General features: G+C 68.7%; 1 protein-coding gene (cut by a window edge). It reads left to right on the forward strand.

Annotated elements, in window-relative coordinates; translation table 11 throughout:
- Window positions 1-20760, forward strand: the 5' portion of a protein-coding gene (locus tag LCL61_RS18205; protein WP_425342052.1) for a hypothetical protein. 7575 nt of this gene lie beyond the right edge of the window; only the first 20760 of its 28335 coding nucleotides appear in the window; its start codon is at window positions 1-3; the stop codon falls past the right edge of the window.

Genomic DNA, 20760 nt, shown 5'->3' on the forward strand with positions numbered 1-20760 from the left:
ATGTTGCCGCCGGAGAGCGAGCGCGTGGTCGATCATCACGGCGGTGCGGAGGAGGTGGTGGCGTACCGGCAGTTGAAGGACGGCGACGGGAAGTGGCTGAGCGAGCCACGGGTGTTCGTGCCGGATGGTGACGGTGGGTGGGTGCAGCACGCGACGGACGCGGTGGCGTATGAGGGCTGGTTGGCGAGTGCGAACAAGGCGTCGGAGGCGGCGCGGACGTTGTGGGACATCGCGGCACGGTCGGGGCCGGAGGTTCCGCGGCACCGGCGGCTGACCGAGTTGTCGGAGCCGGAGCTGAAGGACCTGTACGGGCGGGGACCGGAGGCGGACGCGTTCGCGGCGGTGTTCGAGTTGATCCGGCGGAGCAAGGGGATCGCGTTGCGGTGGACGCAGGTGTCGGCCGTACATGCCTTCGGTGAGGGCCGGGTGGTGAACATGGCCGCGGGAGAGGGAAAGTCCTGGCTGTTCTTCGCGCATGCGGCGGTGAACGCGATGCGGCCGGGGGTGGACGGGGTGCAGGTGACCACGACCCGGGGAATCCTGGCGGACCGGGAGATGCCGGTGTACGTGGACCTACTGCAGAACCTCGGGGTGGATGTACACCGGCTGGACCAGGGCAACCCGCCGCCGGGGCCGCGGGAGGGGCGTCCGACGGTGTATCTGGGCACCGCCGAGGACGTCGGGTTCACCTACCTGCGGCACGACACGTTGCCGGGGCAGCAGTCGAAGGAAGACCCGATGCTGTTGACGGTCAGCATCGACGAGATCGACGAGGCGCTGGTGTACTCGAACGCGCAATACATTTTGAGCGATGGGGTGCAGGGAGCGGCTTCACCGGAAGCTATCGGACAGGTGCAGGCGGCGCATGATCTGGTGCGGGACGGGATGGACAGTGGCTGGTTGACCGAGGCCGATTTCGGGCGCAGGGAAGGGCAGGCGGGTGGTCAGGCGCGGCTGACCGAACCGGGGCGGGAAAAGGTGGAACTGCTGCTGGGACGGACCTTGTCGGAGGACGAGGTGACCCGGTTGAACATGGCCGCCGCCGCTCGCTGGGAATACAAGGAGAACGTGCATTACGTCCTGCACGACGGAAAGATCTACATCATCGATCAGACGACACATAACGTGATGTTCAATCCGGCGACGAGTTCGGAGAGCCGGTGGAACGGCGGGCTGGCCCAGGCGGTTGAGTTCAAACACGGCCTGCAGGTCCGGAGCGACTCCGCCGGGAACAAGGTCGTGACGGCGCACGAGTTGCTGGCGAAGAAGGAGTACGGACAGAAGACGGGCGCGTCGGGGACGGCGAACGGGCACGGGGAGAAGTTCGCGGAACAGGGGATGTCGCCGGTGGTGCAGGACATTCCGCGGTACTACCAGTCGCGGCTGAAGATCTCCGATGACGTGGTCGCCGCGGACGAGGCCGCGAAGCTGCGGCAGCTGGCCCAGGACGTCCAGGCGATGCAGGGCCCCGAGGGTACCCGCCAGCCACAGTTGATTCTGGCGACCCGCAACGACCAGGTCGCGATGGTGTCGGACATGTTGAGTGAGCTCGGTGTCACCCACGAGGCGATCGACGCGAAATGGCAGCTGGAGAAGGGCGTCGATTTCGACGACGAGTTCAAGCGGGTCATCGACGCCGCCGGCGCGAAGGGCAAGGTCCTGGTGATCAACATGCAGGGCGCCCGCGGGGTCGACATCACCACCACGAAAGAGGCCAAGGACGCCGGCGACCTGGTGGTGCGGATCACCGCGCACTCGGAGATCTCCCGCGACATCGACGTGCAGGCCCAGAACCGGGCCGGACGCTCCGGCGGCGGCGGTGAGGTCGTGTACTACTCCTCGCCCAAGGACGAGTTGTTCCAATTGTCGCATAACCCCGACGTCCAGCTGGCGATCACCAAGTACACCGACGCGGTCACCTCCGGGGATGCACGTGCCATCACCGTCGCCGAGCGGGGGCTCCGCGATCTGGTCGAAGAACTCCACGATGTCCACTCCGGACACCCCACGCGCGATCAGCACGTCGCTCAGGCCAACGCCCCGCCGGCAGGCCCCGACACGCGCCTGCGAACCCCGGGCGACGAACCCGAAGCCCGCCCCCCGGACGAGCGTCCCGCCGCCCAGGAACGCCATGACCTCCTGTCCGGCGACCCGGTCACAGATGGGGACCGCGACACCTCCACGCCCCCGGCCGAGGCGCTCAGCGCCGCGCAGCGGGCCTTCACCGAGCAGTTCGACGCCTGGCGCGCCGCCCGCCCCGGCGCGGTGGCTCCTGCCTCGGTGACCGCCCGGTTGAACGAGGAGTTCCTCACCGATTTCCAAGCCGCGTACGCGGCTCCGGCCGGTACCTCGCGGCAGAACTGGCGGGCTTGGCTCGATCAGGCCGCTACGGGCCTGCACGAGACGTTCGACGACGCGATTTCCTCTGGTCCCGCGGACACCACCTCGGTTGGGGCGTGGCCGTCGATTCCGTCGGATCCTTTGGGTGCTCGTGCTTGGGTGGATAGTGGTGGTGGGCTTTCACCACAGCAGTTCGGCAAGAGACCCGCCCAGGATTTTCGGCTCTTTGAGGAGCGGGCGACGCGTATCGTGTCGCGGTTTCATCGGGTGCCGGTCTGGATCGAGAGTCCGGCTCCGGAGCATGCGGACGCTGTCCGGTTGAACAATGCGGTGAAGGATCTCGTCGCGGGGTATCTGGCCAACGGTTTGCCCGAGCAGGACGCTGAGAGGCTGGCTCAGGAACTCGCGACGAAACTCGGCACCGCGCGCACCTCCGTGACTTTGCCGGTCACCTTGCCGGGCGGAGTCCGAACCGATGATCCGCCCCGGGTGGGAGAGCCCTCGGGCAGCGGGCCGGTGCATGCACGTGGCACGGGTTCCGCTGGTCGTGAGGAGCTGCCGCGTCGGTCAGCCTTGTCGTCTGCTGTCGCGACGATGGAGGATGTGGTGCGGTGGCGGCCGGGCTCGGACGACGAGTTCGGTCAGGAAACCCTGCGGGCTTACCTGGACACGTTGACTCTGCCTGAGGGCGTTGTCTTCGACAGGACCGCCACGACGTTGAACGATGCTGCTCGGGACTGGCTGCGGGCGTGGGTGCAGGGCCTGGCTGTGGAAAGGGACAGCGAAGGCCGGTGGCGTCATACGACGAAATCCATCATCGCTCTTGGCGGTGAGGGACTTCTTGTCGTGAACACCGTCTTACGTTGGATCAGGGACGCGCGCGAGGCTGTGGTGGGTGCCGGGGCGGGAGGGGCAAACCAGGCGTCGTCTGCTGTCGCGACGATGGAGGATGTGGTGCGGTGGCGGCCGGGCTCGGACGACGAGTTCGGTCAGGAAACCCTGCGGGCTTACCTGGACACGTTGACTCTGCCTGAGGGCGTTGTCTTCGACAGGACCGCCACGACGTTGAACGATGCTGCTCGGGACTGGCTGCGGGCGTGGGTGCAGGGCCTGGCTGTGGAAAGGGACAGCGAAGGCCGGTGGCGTTACTCGGCTGGTGACATTGTCGCTCTTGGTGGTGAGGGGCTGCTCGCAGGCAGGTCGGCCCGAAAATGGATCAGCGCGGTGCGTCAGCCTGTCGCGCCCGCTCAGCCCCTTGAGGAATCGGGCGGCCTTGGTTCTCCTGCGGATCGCGATGTCATCGGTGACGTGGCGCACGGTTCGGGTGTTCCTGCCGATGTGAGGCAGGAAGCGGAGGATGCCTGGGCACGGGGGCGGGAGGCTTCTCGTGGTGATGCGAACGAGCCGGATGACCCCGAAGACCTTCCTCACCTGTCGGCGCGAGCGAGCCGGCGGGATGAGACGACGGCGGACCGAGTGTCGCGGGTGCCGGAAATCGGTGACGAGCGTTCTTCCGGCTTNGATGAGACGACGGCGGACCGAGTGTCGCGGGTGCCGGAAATCGGTGACGAGCGTTCTTCCGGCTTGGTGGGGGAACCGGTTGATCCGTATGGTGCTGGGGCGTTCGACATGGGGGATTTCGATTTCGACAATATGTTGGAGACCTTGCCGGAGTGGCTTTCGTCGGCGCAGTCGGCTTCTTTCGGTTCCGCGGATATCGCTCCGGTGGGGGCGGTGCCGTTGTGGCCGTCGATTCCGTCGGATCCTGAGGGTGCTCGTGCTTGGGTGGATGGTGGTGGTGGGCTTTCGCGGCAGTTCGGCAAGCTGCCCGTGCAGGATGTTCGGCCGTTCGTTGATCGGGCTACGCGTATTGTGTCGCGGTTTCATCGGGTGCCGGTCTGGACCCACAGTCCGGGGCCGGAGCATGCGGACGCTGTCAGGCTGAACGACGCGGTGAAGGACGTCGTCGCGGGGTACCTGGCCGACGGGTTGTCCGAACACGACGCCGGGAGGCTGGCGCAGGAGCTCGCGACGAAACTCGGTACCTTGCGAACCTCTGTGGCTTTGCCGGTCACCTTGCCGGGCGGGAGCCGGCCCGAGGCTCCGCCGCGGGTGGGGGAATCCTCGGGCAGCGGACCGGTGCGTGCGCGTGTCCCGAGCTCCGCTCCCGGTGTTCCGCCGGACGTCGTGGGATGGCGGCCCGCGACGCATGAGTCCGGGCCGCGGACGTTGCGCGAATACCTGCTGCAGCGTGGGATCGCGAGGTGGCTGAGTTTCGGCGAGCTGCGAAAGAGCAAGCTGAGCGACGAAGTCAAGATCCTTCTTCGCGAAACGCCTTTGGGGCAGCTTCCGGCGGAATTACTGGAATTGGTCCGGCAGCAGGTGGAGCTTGATCCCGTGCCCGTGGAGTGGGTACGCGCCTGGACCGACACCGTCGCGAATGCCGTGGACGCGCAGGGGGAGTACCGCTATCTCGAGGAAGAGGTGGCGTCGATGTCCGGCGGGTTGATGGACGGCTGGGTCGTGCGTCAGCTGCGAGGGGTCGCCCGGACGGAGTGGGAAGGGCGGTTGAGCGACTCCGGCATGTTGTCGCGTTTCGACGGCGGAGTCATCGGCTCGATGCTGGAAGGGTTCGTCGATGCCGCGGTACAGGCTCGGCGCGGGGCGTTGCCGAGCGTGCGAGGAGTGCTCTACGTCGCGGAGGGAGATCCCGGCACGGGGGTGAGCCAGGTGCGCTCGCTCGCGGAGTCGGCGGTGCGGTCCCGGCTGGCGGAATACCGGTCGGGCGCGGGCGCGGTGCCGGCGAGGAAGCTGCTGGCGAGGGTGGACATCGAGGCTCGTGCGGTGCCGTCAGGAGACCCCAGGATCGGTACCGCGCGGCTCCGCGTGGCCGGGCAGCGGCCTCCAGGTGGGTTGTTCGGTCCGGTCGTCCACGAGGATGTCGACGATCCGCGGTGGGCGTGGCGGTCCGATCTCCAGGAAGCGCGTGCGGGGTTGGCCGGGCTGGATCGCGCGGACGCGGTCTTCGGACGGGCTCGCGAACTGGTGAACAGGCACAGCCAAGAGCCGTTGCGGTCCACCGGGCCGTCCCCGCGGGAGCACCGCTTGCACCAGGCCCGGTACGAAGCAGCGATCGATATGGTCGCTTGGGAACTTCGCCGCTTTTCCCGGGACCCCCAGGGAGCGGAAATCTTCGCTGACGAGTTGGCCTCCGTTCTGGCCGACGCGGTGGGCCCGCGCCGCGGGAATGGCGTCCTGGGTGGCGGATCGAAGCCGGTCTCCGGGCGAGGTTCGCGCGAAGTCGCGACCACGCCGGAGGATCGCACGCCCGAGCAGGAAGCTCGGCCGGGGTCCACCGTGAAGCCGGGGAGCCTGGTGCCGGTGGGCGATCGTGTCGGACGTGTCCGGGCCGGGCTGGTCCTGGGCGACACGGCTTCGGTGACGGGGCAGGCGGCACGGTGGCTGCCGCACGAACCCGGGGTGTTCGGCTTGGTGATCACGGATCAGCGCGTGCCGGACGCGGAGACCGTGGTGGAGGCACTCCGGGACGCCGGGTGGAACGGGACGGACGCGATCCGGTTGTTCCTCTGCGCCCTGCCCGGCCTGCCGGAGCTGGCCGCGCGCCTGGTGGACCAGTTGAAAGTCCGGGTCGCCTACCCCGAGGATCAAGTGTGGTTCGGGACGGCGGCCGACCAGCAGCCCGATCGTCCTGCCGCGCGGGTGGGCAGGCTCGTGCATCTCGACGGTGTCCCCATGCTGAGGCTGGCGAAGGACGGCGCGGGGTGGGTCGGGAAGGAACCCGGTGGAGCGGAGAAGCCGGCCCCGTATGTGCTGACGGCTCCTTCCCGCGCTCCTCGCCTGGGGCTGAAACAACCGGTCCACCTGGGCCCACGAGCCGCCATGGCGTCCACCGCCGTGGAACTGGAAGACCTCGGACCGCGCCTCGCCGAGCCACCCGTGGTGTCGCAGACACAGCCGCAGGCGGGGCTGACAGGTGCTCCGGTCGCTTCGGATTCTCAAGCGCCCGTCATCGACGCCAGCGGTGCCCCGGCGCCGCAGCCCGCTTCCGGCACGGAAACCCGCGCGCTGCCGGGGGTCGCGCGGACGATCCCCGGGTATTTCCGCCGCGGCAAGGCACCGGGGATCTCCACGCAGTTGAGCCGGACCGAGGAAGTGGAGCAGGTCGTCGAGTCGGCCCGCTCGTTCGCCCCGAAGGCACCCACGGCGGCGGAGCTCGCCGACCTCGAGCACGCGTTCGGCACCGACGCGGCCTCCTTCTTCGGAGAGGGCCGGGTGTTCACCATGGGCGGCAGGCCAGTCCGGATCAGGGTCGACGAACTCCATTGGCCCAAGCAGACGACGGCGAGCCGGACGGGGACGACGAAAGCGGCGACCCGTGAAGGCGCCGGAAGCACCAGCGCGCGCACCGAGACGAAGACCAACCCGCGGACGACCTGGATCTTCTTCACTCCCATGGTCCCCGGCCTGTTCGCCACGGGTGTCGTCTCGGCACCGACCGCCGTCGCCACCAGCCGCCGGCACGGCCACGATCTGGGCGCATCCAAACAGCTCAGTGTCTCGCTTCCGGCGCGACCGGCGAACGATGAGAGCGGCTACCAGGGAACGCGCTCGGTCAGGGTGCCGATGACGGTGATCGTCGAGCCGGAGGAGCACCGGAGCGATGACGGGAAACTGAGCGTCAGGCACCCGGGTGACAGCTCGCTGCGCAAGCCCATCGCGGCCGAGTTCAGTGTGCCGGAAGGACTGCGCGAAGAAGCCCGTATCGTGCCCATGCCCGACGCCTTGCCTCCGTCGGCCACCGAATCGCTCACGGTGAAGCGGGGATCGTCGCGGCAGATCTTCGATCAGGTGCTCGCCCGGCTCGGCAAACTGAACGACGAATCGCGAGAGGTCCTCCGGGAGTTCCTCAGCACGGGCAGCATCACCACCCATCTGGCGGACATCGCGGTGACTCCGCACGCCGACCCCGAAACAGGCTGGGTGACCTCACACGCGTTGGTGCGAGGCGGGAATCCGATCAAGCGCCTCGTCTCCTCGCGGTCGCAGAAGGTGCAGATGCGTGCCGTCGCCCGCAAGGTCGCGTACCTGGAGACGATCGAGGACGCCGAGTTCCGCGAGCACGAAGCCGAAACCGGTTCGAAGACGGCGTCGAGCACCGTCGGCCGGGACATCGCCGCTTCCCTGGCCGGTGGGCCGGGCTTCGACTACGGCATGGTCAGCGCGGGAGGCGGCCCCGCCATCGGAGTCGGCTACGGCAAGAGCCGGACGGCCACGAGCGCCCGGGAGTCCGGTCTTTCGGTCACCCGCTCCTACAAGGACAGCGTGGTCCGGTACCGCACGGTCTACGACCTGCAGGTCCGCACGCCCGGCCGGTCGCCGCTCACCTTCGCCGGGGTCGCGGAAGGAACTCAGTGGGCTCAGCTCGACGACGCGCGGCGGGCGGGTCTTCTTCCGGACGAAAACACCGGCACCGTGACGAACGGGCAGCCCGGCCCAGGCATCGCCACGGCCGGTTCCCCGCTTCAACTGAGTGAAGCCAGTGCCCGGCTGAAGAAGATCCTGCACGAGTCGGCGAAGATGATCCCCGGGCACAAGCGCTGGGGCTGGCGGGACGCCGGGCTGGTGACCCCGTTCGACGACCCCAAGCTCAAGAAGGGCTTGACGGGAAAGCTGGAACGCCAGCTCGGACGCTGGGAGGCCATCGACTCGGCCGTGTCGGCGGACAATCTCGCCCGGCGGCTGCCGGACCTGCTTTCCGACAAGTCACAGTTCCTGGAGCTGGCGCCCGAGGCAGGCTGGGGACACGACTACCGGACGGGATTCCGGATCGACGCCCGGCTGCTGGCGCCGCTCGGCGAGCCGCTGGGGCCGGTCAAGGGCGGCGCGGGCACCAGGACGCTGACCGACGCCGAGCGCGGCGGGGACACCGCCAACACCGGAATGGACCTCTCCGCCGGGTTCCGCGCGCGGATCTACGGAGCGTTGTCGGGCAACACCGTCATGTTCACCGGCACGCACAAGTTCTCGTTCAACCGGACCAGGGCCACCGGGCGGGCGCGTGACATCGAGCTGGCCGCCGGCGGGACCGCGGGCCGGGAACTGGACGAGTCCGGTGCCGTCGTCCCGGAGCCGAAATACCGCTATGCGGCGAAGGTCGAATTGAAGGTCTCCGGCTCGTACTACTCCCGGTACAACGAACTCGCCCAAGGGCTCACTGTCGGCAAGCGGGGCGAACACGTTCCCGAGGGCTTCCAGCTGCCGATCATCGATTCGCAGGCCGCCGCGGACGGACGCGCTCCCCACACGATCGTCGCCGACGTGGTGCTCGAGCTGACGGAGGCGGAGCGGAACGCCCTGCAGTCGGTGTCGGCGATCAGGGAAACCCGGCTCCCGTCGCAGCCGTTGAACAGGGCCGACTACCTCCGGACCGGCACCTCCCGTGTCCTGGACGGCGTCCAGGTCCTTTCAGCGAGCGGACTGGACCAGGTACGCGAGCGGGTCAAGAGAACGCTCAAGCGCGCCTCCGGAGACCCGATCTGGACCTACCGCGACGGCGACAACTCCACGCTGATCGACCAGGCCATCTCGGCCGAGGCCCTGCGCTTGGACCCGCGGGCGTTCAACCGGCCGACGCGGATCGACGGGTTGCGATGGAAGCGGCGCAGGGCGATCAGGACCGCGGCTGTGGGGGTCTCCTACCGGCTTCGCGACCCCGAAGTGCTCGACACCTTCTGGCAGCAGCCGCAACAGGGCGCGGGAACTTCGACGTCGACCTCGTCGGAGAAGGGCCGCGCTTGGGGATTCGCGAACGAGTTCGAACCCGCGGTCTTCGGTGTCAGTGACGGGACCGCGCGTCCGGAGGGAACCGTCCTGCGCGGCGTGGCGCCGGTCCTCGCGGAACTGAACCTCTGGCGCTCCAGCATCAGTAAGATCACGAGCCGCAAGACGCGGGTGTCGACGAACAGTTCGCAGACCCTGGAGCCGCGTCGCGTGCACGTGGTCGAAGCGACGCTCGAGACGACCGTCTCGGTGGAAACAGCCAGGCGGGGTCTCCTCGACCGGTGGCATTTCCGCAAGACACGACCCGCCAAGACGGCCGCGCACCGGGCAGAGCTGCCCAGGGCCGCGCGCGTCCTGCTCACCGACGAGCAATTGCACGAGGTGCGGATCCAGCAGGCGGCGGAGGACGCACGCCGTGGCATCGCGAGTTCCGCGCTGGTGGCGCCCCTGCCTGCCAGGGGAGTCGAAGGTGTTCCTGCGGGGCACGAGCTGGGCGGGTCGAACTGGGCCGACGGGGTCAGCGAGCCGGTCGACCTCAGCGGCTCGCTGTACCGAGCCGACAAGCCGGACGGGGCGGGCGGCTCCGCCGGGCTCTACGAGCGCCTGGAGAACGCGCTCACCAAGGAGAAGGCCGATCAGCTGCTGAACAGCGCGGCCTCGGACACCGGGCATGACAACCACAGCGCGATCGAGCGGTTCCTCTCCGACTTCCAGGCGTCGATGGTCGATCTGGCCAACGGTGGTGTCAGCGCCGGCCTGCGGCTGGACAACAGGATCAGCGGGGAGACCTACGACCTGATCGTGGAGGCTCGGCCGAAGAGCGACCCGAAGCCCGTCGGCGTGGTGCACGGCGAGCTCACCAAGACGTCGGTGGCTTCGGTCTGGGCGGCGACGACCCGCACCGTGAAGCGAAGCTTCGTCGAGCTGATGACCGTTCCCGCCGGGGCCATGATGTTCCAGTCGGAGTCCGACGTCCAGGAAGCGCAGCAGAACCCCGGCAGGCACGGCGCGCCCGCCGCCACGCTCGGCTACGGCGCCGGTCACCTCGTCGACTGGCTCAACCAGTTCCGCAGCCGCATCACCACGCGCGCCGCGGACCTGCTGCAGTCCGAGACGGTCAGCGGAACCTTGGCCGAGCGCAGCGTCGAGCTGGAATTCGACATCCGCTTCGAACGGCACGGCGAGCGCATCGCCGACATCGCCGCCGAACGCACGGTGCGCACCCGATCCGCTGTGGAGGACCGCGGCGCGGACGACGGTCCGCGCGAAGGCACCGTGATCCGGCGCCCGGAAACGGAAGCCGCCAAGGACAGCGTCGACAAATGGCGGAAGCCCGCCGACGCCGCGCGGCTCCCGGACGACCCCGCGGACTTCCGGATCGCTCATTTCGGCGGCAGCGTCGACTCCCTGCGCGACGCCGCCCAAACCGTGCTGGAAGCGGCGCTCGGGAAGAAGCTGGACGCGCGGACGCTGGCGATGCTGCGCGAGCAGCTCACCCCCAGCCAGTTGAACGCCTTGGCGCGGTCGCACTTCGGCGCCGGCAGCGCTTCGAGTCTCCCGGCTGAAGCCGTCGTGCCGGAAAACGATGACACCACCGGCACCGAACTGAACCTCCCGTCGGAGCTGGGCGTGAAACTGACCCTGCACGCCATGGTGGACGGCCCCGGCTCCCTCGAGAACGTGAGCGGGCGGATCACGATGAACGGGCACACGGACGCCACCCGGACCAAGGAATCGAGCGGCGGAAGTGAGACCGCCAACGTGGTCATGACCATGCCGGTCTGGGGTGCGGGCGTCCCCCAGGCTCCCGGGCACACCACGTACGAAGAAGGCAGGCAGATCTTCGGCAGCATGACCGCCCTGTTCTTCGGATCCGAGCCTCACGGCGCCGTCGGCGTGGGGCACGAGCACGAGAGTGCCGAGCGATCGGGAGGCCGGGCGCTGGCGAAGCCGGGGGCACCCGCCGCAGCGGATCCCATCACCAGTACCTGGTCCTATCCCACCCGGTTCCGGTTGGTGGCCGAGCCTCTCTCCACCGGCCCGCTGGCCCGGCGTACGAAGCAGGTGGCCGATGTCGACTACGACAAGGGCTACCACGTCCGCCGCAAGGACCAGAACCACCGGCTGCCCGCATCGCTCAAGGACAGTGCCCTCGCGCTGGCCGCGCGCGACCGGGAATGGACCCAGGCCCGGGGGAAGGCCAGGGTGCTGGCCGCCAAGAACCCCACCAGCGCCGGTGTGCAGACCGCCTTCGAACGCCGCGCCGCGGCGAAGTTCTGGAAGGCGAAGCGCGACTACGACAACGCGCTGGCCGCCGCCCAAGCGAACCCGGCCCTCCACGGCGGGCGACGTGTCGTGCGGATGGAGATCCCGCCGGGCGCCGAGGGCGTGCCGGTCGAATACTGGAAGCCGCTTTCCGAGCTCGCTCGCGACCTGCTCGCCGCGCATGCGGAGGGCCGGAGGCCCACGGTGCGCTACCGCGTGATCGGCGACTCCGTCACGGCCCTGCGGGACTTCAACGGTTTGGTCATGGCCAAGCTGGACTCCCTCGTCAACCTCGAGCAGTTGTCGGTACCCCTGCTGCAGCGGCTCGGACGGCACCAGGTCGGGTTGGCGGCCACGCCCGAGGTCGTGCCGGACACCGGAGCTTCGGTGATCGAGATCTGGGTCGACGAGAACGCGGATCGTCTGCCGATGCTCCAAGGCGACGACGGGAACCTGCCCCCGATCTGGGAAGAGGACGAGCCGGACCCGGGCTCCGATGAGGCTTCGCCGGGCGAAGGCGAGCAGGCACCGCAAGGGACGGACGACGGTGCCGGGAAGCCGGGGGATTCCTCGGAGGCGCCGGCCGTGGAGCCGGAGGCGGCGGCTGCCGCGTCCGCCACGCGGTCGCAGGCCGCTCCTGCCGCTCCGGTCCTGCCCGGTGGGCAGCGTCTTCTGCGCGTCGAGCTGTCCCCCGAAAACCGGGACGGGGATGCCCCACTCCAGGAGCAAGCCCGTGACGTGGCTCGTTTCCTTCTCGACAACCCGGGTGCCGAGCTGCAGGTCCGTGTCTTCGGTGACGAAGCCGAGGACACGTACCAGGCACGGGTCGAGCCGGCCCTGGACGCGGCGGTCCACCTCGAACAGGTGTCGCTGCCCGGTGCCGCACCCCGGACCGGGAAGGCCGCGCTCGGCCTGCCGGAGGTACCCGTGGCCGTTCCCGGCGACGGACATCCGGTCGTCGAGATCTGGGGTAAGGCAAGTGAGGACGGCACCGCCGCCGGATCCTCGCACCCGGGCAAGGGGGAATACCGCCGGCTGAAGACGATCGCCGAGGAGGACGAATCGGGCTCGTCGGCGGAGGCCGCACCTTCAGGTGGACAGCGCCCAGGTGACCAGGGAGACGGCGCGTCTCCCACGATCGCGGCGACGGGCAAGCCCGGTCCGTCGTTCCGGGAGGCGATGCCGGAGTATGCCCGCGACGGGAAGGCTCTGGGCCTGGTCGTGGTGAGCGAGGTGAAGGATCGTGACAAGGTCGGCGACCGTATCACCGAGCTCCTGGCCCCGTTCGGCACCGCGGCGCCGGAGGGCATCAAGGCCATCAGCGGAAAGCTGAATCGCGCGAGGTTCGAGAGCTTCCTCGGGGCGAAACCGGGTACGGAACAGGCGGCCGAAACGGCTGCCTCGCCGGCGCGGGGCGGCCGGAGCTTCCAGGTCCGGGTCGGGGAGAAGTGGTTCGAGGCGCATGTCGTCGCGGTGATGGACCTCGATGGAGCCACCCCCGGGGAGGGCAAGAGGGAACCGTCCAGGGCCGTCCGCGAAGTTCGTGACGAGCACGTCTTCGGCCACTCACACAGCCGTGCGGAGAATTCCGCCTATCGGCTGGGGCTTTCCGGGGTCTCGCTGATGAGCAGTGGTTGGCCGGTGCTCGCTGGAGGCAGCGTGGGGCTGGCCCGGCCGGTCGGGGTACGCACCTCCGACACCTCAACGAACGCGCAGACCATCTGGAGGCCGAAATCCGCGGCCCAGAGCGCGAAAGTCCCGGTCAAGTACTACATCACCCTCACGGGCGAAGACGGCGCTGTCACCGGAGGCACCACCGACGGCGAGGTCACTCTGCTGCTTTCGGATTCGCTCAGCGAGATCACGAAACCGGAGGGCGTGTCGACGGGCAAGCCGTATCGAGGCTGGGAAAAGCGGATGGGTTTCGTGGCCGTCGACGCGGTGCTGATCGACGAGCTGTCGTTGGTCGACAAGCTCCAGCGGAAACTCCACCCGTCGGTGACCAGGCTGGGCGCTCCCGGCTGGGCGGCTCTGCGTGAATTCGTGTCCTCCGCGAACATTCGCGCGTTGTCCAGGCGGATGTGGCCGGGTGAGGCCGTGCCCTCCGCGGACCTGGTGAGTCGTCACGGCGCCTATCGCGAAGCCGCCCGCATGAACTTCCGTCCGCAGGAAGTGGAGTTCGTCGGCGTGGTGTCCGCCAGAGGTGAGTCCCGTACGCAGGACACGGTGACAGCGGAGGAATCGGTCGCGTACACCACCAAGGCCGGGCCCGAGCTCCGCGGTGGAATCGGTGGTGGGGCCGGGGTGCCCGGCGTCGCGGCGGCGTACGGCGGGGCCGCGGGGAACGTCAACGCGAGCATCCCCGACATCGCCTCCGGAGGACGCTCGGACACCACGGGGACCGGCATGTACGTCCAGGGCGACGTCGGTCTCTATCGCGTGACGGGCGAGGTCGCCGTGCAGACTTCGCACGGTCAATGGGTGACGGAACCGGCGACGAAGTACGTCCGGCTGGACCTGCACGAGGCGGCGGCCGAGAACCTTCCGGTCCCGCCGGGCTACGAGAAGCGTTTCATCGACGTGGGTCCGCGTTTCGAACCCCCTTACCTGGCGGCCGCCGCGGCCGGTGGCCACATCCGCGCCGGGATCACGCCCGCGGCCGCGGGCATCCTCCCTCGGATCGAGAACGCGTTGCGGCGGGCTCCCGGCTTGGAGGATCTGCTGCCCAAGTGGAGCAGCCAGGAGGGGAAGACGGTCCGAGGCAGCGGGGACAAAATGGAGCGACGCCTGTCCAACCAGCGGAAGCTCGCGTCGGTTTTCTCGGCGACAGCACTGATGAACCGTTTGGACAGCCTGCTCGGACCGGGTGTCTCGACACAGCTCAAACGTCGTGGCTTCTTCTTCGACGAGTTCATCAGCGTGCGGGTCAAAGCCACCCTCGACGACGGCCGTCATCTCGGACAGGTCGACGGGCGCACGGTGGCCGGAATCCAGGCCACGGGGGCGACCGTCGCCGGCAGCGCCGGTGTGAATCGTGGCTGGGGCGCCGGGCCGGAGGCACGCGGGCGGGTCGGTTTCACCGGCGCGCTGGAGACCGGCGCGATCGTCAACGTCGCGGCGACACCGGTCAAGTTCGCTGATGGCCGAGCGTGGAAGAACACCGGTGGGAGCGGACGCACCCTGAGCGTCGAGCAGGTCGGTACCGACCGCTCCCATGTGTTCGCCCATGGAATCACCTTCGACATCGAGATCGTCAGCCACCGGCGCCCCCGCCGCTGGGTGCGCCGGCTGACCCCCGGATCCCCCCTGCGCTCGATCCCGAAGGTGCGCACGCTCGCCGGTTCCCGTCCCGGCGCCGAGATCACCCTCCCGAAGGTGAAGGGGAGGACAGAGTTGTGGGTGAGCGAATCCGCGGTCTACGAGACCGATCCGTCGGAGTTCGCTCCGGGGTCCTCGAAGGTCGTCCACCTCGATCCCGGGCAGACACCTTCCATCGACGAGCTGGCCGCGTCGGCCGGTCCCATGCCGGATTTCCTCTACGTGGAGGCTTTCGCCCACGCAGGGGAATTGGGTGAGCTGGCAGTCGATCTGTCCAACCGTGCCGCGAAAGACGACGAGGTGCTGGTGCTTCCGGGAAGCAAGGGACACCAGCTCGTGCACCAGTGGTTCGCCCCCGAGACGCTGCGTGCGCTGCTCAAATCCGTCTCGATACCGGCCTTCCGGCGCAACGGCCTCAGCTACGGGCGTCGCGCCACGAAACGGATCGGAGCGCTCGGGATGCGGCTGGAACTCACCGATCCGGTCGTGGTGAGGACCTCGGACGTCGGCCGGGACAAGACGACTTTCAGCGGCACGACCAAGGCGGCGTCGGAGTACATCCGGGTGAAGGCGCTGGGCCCCAGCGCGACCATGAACTTCTTCGCACCCGACGCGACGTCGACGTCGGCGGCGGGTGGACGGATGGCACTGGGTGGCGCGGCGAAGTTCTGGGGCAGGAAGCGGGGCCGGGCGAGCGAACAGACCGTCATGGTCGATCACAAGGAAAAGGGCTCGGAGCACAGCCGGACGGTGCTCGTCCGTTACGACGTCCGTTCACGGATGGTCGTCGAGAGCAGGCAGAAGCGGGTCGTCGACGGCGAGGTCTCCGTCGCCGGTGCCGACAAGTACCTGCCGGGTTCGCTTTTCGTCCGGATGAGTGAGCGGCAGGCCAGGGCGCAGGGACTGCTTCCCCCGGCCGAACCTCGGGAAACGGTGCCGAATCTCGGCGCGCCGGAATTGTCGTTCGGCGCGTCGGGCTCGCTCGGCGCCTACGTGGCCGAGGATCTACCGGACCTCTCCAGCCTGCTGCCCACCCTGCGCGCCGGCCTCCCGGGCAAGCATCGGGGCCTGATCCCGGAGTCCGTGCTGGAGGACGCGATGGGGACGGCCGAACGGCTGGGCGAACTGGTCAATGACGCGAACGCGACGTCCTTGCTCGACAACGCGCTGGACGGCGGCGTTCCCTTGCGTGTCCACAAGCCGGGAGTGCTGTGGTCGGACGACTACAACGTCGTCCTGAAGGCCACCGCGGAGACCGTCGAGTTCGACGGTTACGTGAACGACGGCAGCGAGATCGAGCAAGCGATCACCAACACGGCCATGAGCAAGACGGTCGAAGAACGCTCGAAGTCGAGGGGAGGCTGGTTCCGTCCCGGCTGGCGGTCCCTGTTCTCGTCCGGTGACGCGACTTCTGGCGCGATGGGCGGCTCCGCGGGCTTGGGCGGGACTCGTGAGCGCACCGATCGCCGCGTCACCGGCTCGGGGCTGACCTCGATCCGCGCGACCACCGGGTCCGGTCCGGGTGCCCGCTACCGGGTCGGGTTGAAGTGGGAGCTGAAGATCGAGCGGGAAGGCCGCGAGGTCGCGTCCAGCGCCCTCACCGATCACATCACCATCCGGACCAACGCAGACGACCAGAGGCTCGGTGGCGGTGCCGCCCCGGAACACCGGAGCCTGACGATCCCGGTCGGACGGCATACCGACCCCAGCGTCAAGGAATGGCAGAGCGAGGGCGTGAAACTGCCGGTGGACGTACTCGTGGAGGGGTTCCGAGGCGCCGCGGACATCCGGGACGGTGTGGTCCGCGCGATGAAGGACGCCGGAGCCAAAGCGGGGTTGACCGGCAGCGAAACCGGCGCGATGAACACGCTCGCGTTGTCGGTGACCAACTCGGCCATCCGGGCCAATCTGGTCAAGACCTCCGCGGCCTCACTGCCCCTTCCGGACCTGTACACCATGTCGCTCACCGGTGGCCAGGAAGCGAAGGTCAAGATCTACTCCCGGCTGACCGGGGTACAGATCGCAGGCCTGAGCGACACCGTCCGTTTCGACCAGTCCGCGAAGATCCTGGAAAGCTTCACCTCCGACACCGCCCAGTCCGGGAGCTCGGGCAACCAGCTGGTCGGTGGTGACGGTGGCATCACGGATCGATCCGGCAACCTGCACATCCCCGGAGGAGCCGACTCGCAATCGGCGACGGCGAGCGGGCAGCTCGCCGGTGCCACCGCGGGACTGCGGTCGGTCACCCTGCAGGACACCGGCCGGAGCGGGTTGACGAAGTTCGACACCGAGCACTTCATCGTGGCCGAGGTCGACGGCGTCACCAGCGCGGTGGTCGTGCGGCTCCCCGCCTCGGCCCTTCCCCGGGTGATCAACGCCGGCCTGGCCAAGGTCCTGGGTGCGCCGCTGCCGGAGACGGCGGTGCGAGCCCAGGACAGGGTTACCCAGGCCGCCGCCTTGTGGCGGGCCAAGGAGACGATCCTTCACCGGAAGCAGGGCGTCGCCGACCGGAAGTGGTTCGACGAGCAAGGTGCGGAGCAACGGCTTCGCGAGGTGGCGGGAGTGCCGGGCGAGGTCGGACTCGATCCGCGGATCGCCGCGCAGCGGGCGCGAGCCGCCGCGAGTGTCGCCGCGCTGCGGGCGGACGGCACCGATATGCGGGACGAAGCGAGGGAACAGAGCAGGAGCCTGGCCGCGACGCTCGCTCAAGAAGAAGCGAAGCTCGACGCCGCCGCGGAAGAGCTCGCCCAGGCACGCGCCGAGCTGACCAAGGCCGCCCAGGCGGCCGACGCGGCTCGGGCCGCCTGGTTGCGCGCCAAGGAGGAACTGGAAACCGAGCTCGCGAAGATCAACGCGGGATTGCGCGAGCAGAACGGCGCAGAGGCCTCGGATTCCGTGGCCGACCGAGCACCGGCGGATTCCGCTGACGAGCGGTCTCGGATCTCGTTGCCGGACTGGGTACGGCGGAAGGCGATCTGGGCGCGAGAGTTGCTGGAGACCGAGCCGGTTTCCGTGGACGTGCTCGTCGGTCTCACGGAGGAAGCGCGGCAGACGCTGTCCGGGTATTTCCCGCGCCTGAGCTCCACGGTGCCGGGGACAGGGGAACTGCGGGAAGTCCTGCACACCATCCTGACGGCCGAGCGGGTGCACTACCACCTGGACGGTGAGAGCCCGGCCGCCGCCGGGGCCATGCTCAGGGTGCTGGCGCAGGAGCTGGCCACCGAGGTGAAGGTGCCCGAAGCGGTGACGGCGGAAGGTGAGCGGGGTGACCGGCCGCCTGCCGAGGTGACGGACTCGAGCCTGTTCTCGAATGCTGTGCCTCCGAACAGTTCCGTCCCGGACAGCGCCGCCGGAAATCCCACCGGCTCGGACGAGGCCGGACAGACCTTCCTGGACAGCGGCAGCGAGTCCGGTTCGTCGGTGTTCGAGCCGGATGCCGGGCGTGCCCGGGTCACGTGGGAGGGCCGTTCGGACGGTTCGGGCCGGTTGACCGGTGCCGACCACCGCACGGTCACGTTGATGGTGGAGGGTTTCGTGGACGCCGCGGTGGCCGCGCGGCCGGGAGCGGAACCGACGTTGCGCGGTGGGGTGTTCGTGTCCCCGGATTCCCGGGCGGGGGCCTCAGGGGTGTCCTCGCTCGTGGAGTCGGCGGTCCGGGCCAGGCTGAACGCGTACCCGCCGGGGGCGGCGGGCATCTCGGCCGAGAAGCTCTTGAGCCGGGTGCGGGTGTCCGCGATCGAACGGCCTTCGGGTGACCCGTCGGTGGGCGCGGTGCAGCTTCAGGTGTCGGGACAGCGCCCTGTCACGGGCTTGTTCGGCCCGGAGGTTTTCACCGCTCCGGCGAACCCGTTGCCACGCCGTGCGGAGGAACTGGTCCGGGCGCGCGCCGCACTGGCCGGGCTCGAAGACTCGGACCCGGTGTTCGCGCTGGCGCGCGAAATCGTGAGCCGTCATCACCAAGCGCCCCGGCCGTTCGTCGAGACCGCTTCTTGGGTGGACCGTGCCCACCGCGCACGGTATCGGGCAGCGGTCGACCTGGTCGCCTGGGACCTGTACCGGCACGACGACGAGCATTCGGCGGACACACTTTCGGGCGCACTGGTGAGCGAAGTCATGTGGCCTCGTGAAAAGGGTCTCCAGGGTGGCGCCCCGCCCCGGCGGAGTGAGACCGCACGGGTGTTCCCGGTGCCGGAGGATGTGGCGGGCTGGCGGGCCGGCGACGACAGCACCGGACCGCAGACGCTGCGGGAGTACTTGGTCGAGCGGGGGCTTCCCGCGGGTTTCGTTCTCAAATCGGACACGAACAAGAGGTCGAACGCGGCTGCCAGGACATGGATCCGGGCCTGGGCGGCGAGATTCCACGGTGTGAACGACGTGTTGGGTGAGCCCTTCACCCGCACCGAGGTCGCCCACCTGTCGGGGGATCTGATCGACGCCCACGAGATCGGCCGGTTGTGGAACGACCTCGACCAAGGCAAAACGCTGGAAGAGCTGGGCTTGGTGGCACCCGCCGTCACCGAACCGGAAGTGGGACAGGGAAGTGCCGCGCAGGCGCGACCGGTGGCAGTTCCCGCGGACGTGGTGGGGTGGCGGCCGGAGGAGGGCGGGCCGGAGACGTTGCGCGCCTATCTGGAGGCACGTGATCTGCCTGAGGGTGTTTCGGTCACGCCTGCCTCCGGCAGGCTGAACGCCGCCACCATGCACTGGGTGCGAGCCTGGGTGGAAGGTATGGCGAACGAGGTCGCTCCCGGCACGGAACAGCGTTACTCCCACAGAGCCCTGGCCGGACTTTCCGGTGGCCTGGTCAGCGAACAGTCGGTCGGCATATGGCTCAAGGAAGCGCGACCCCGCGTCGCGCAGCACGCGGAAGCAAGCGGTACGGCTACCGGGCGAGGGCGGGCGCAGAGGATACGTACCGATCTTCCGCCTGACTCGGAATTCCTCTACGCAACGCCGGAGATCCAGTGGACAGGGCAACCCATCGCCCATCGAGCGGGCTTGACAGTGAGCACGCCGGACCTCCGGGAACTCGAGAGGGTCGTCAACCTCATCGCGCCGGAGATTCTGCTGCGACTGGGCGAGGGTGCACAGGCGCCCGATCTTCGGCTGCGTCTCTATGTCGACCACAAGGACATGCGTAAACCCTTTCAATGGGAACGGCTGAAGTCGCTCAGCTCGGTGCTGCAGAGAATGATCGATGACGAGATCGTGCGCCTTTCGGCCGAGGTAGGCGTCGAAGTCGCGTCTTTCGCGCCCGAGCTGAAGGCGAAAATCGATCTCAGCACGCACCGTGTCGCTGTCGGGGATCGGATGCGCTTCGAGCTGCTCCGGTACACCGATCGCGAGCTGAAACCCGGTGACTACCGTGGAATGACGCGGCTGGCCGTCGCGTTCTCGCAGCATTCGGAAGCCTTGCCGCTGGCGCACGCCGATCAACTGAGGTGGGTCGTCCAGGGCGAGGCGCTGCGAGCGCTGCTCGCGGGGGAAAGCAGGATGAGTCCGATCGCCTTCGTCCTGGATCCGGCCTTCCATGGCACGCCGCAGTTGCTGGAGCAGAGAAAAGCGCACTTGATCGACTCTGTCAAAGCCGCGGCGACGACGGTCCTGGATGTGTGGAAGCCGGCGGGATCCGATATCGATCTTGACGGTTTGCTCGGGGAGGTGAAGATCGAACTTTCCCAACGCCACGCCAAGACGAGTGGCCCGGATCTGGTCGATATGACCGTCGAGAAGAGCGCCGTCGAGTCTCCCGGACACGTATCCGATGAAGAGGCGCAGGACGATCCTGATCTCAGGGAATACCTGCTGCGCGAGCTCGCCAAGGTCGAAAGCGCGGAAGTGACCATGCCGGTCGAGGTCGGCAATGTGGCCGAACCTCGAGTTGCGGAAAGCGACGAGTCGGACAGTAGTGCGGAGGCATCGGCCGGCTTGCCGGGGCTGGAGTGGTCGGCACCACTGGACGCGGAATCCGGACACCAGCTCGCGCTGGATGACCTGCAGGCGTTGCACGCGGCGGTGAGGACTTTGGTGCCCGAA

The sequence above is a fragment of the Amycolatopsis coloradensis genome (assembly GCF_037997115.1).
GTDB classification, from domain to species: Bacteria; Actinomycetota; Actinomycetes; order Mycobacteriales; family Pseudonocardiaceae; genus Amycolatopsis; species Amycolatopsis coloradensis_A.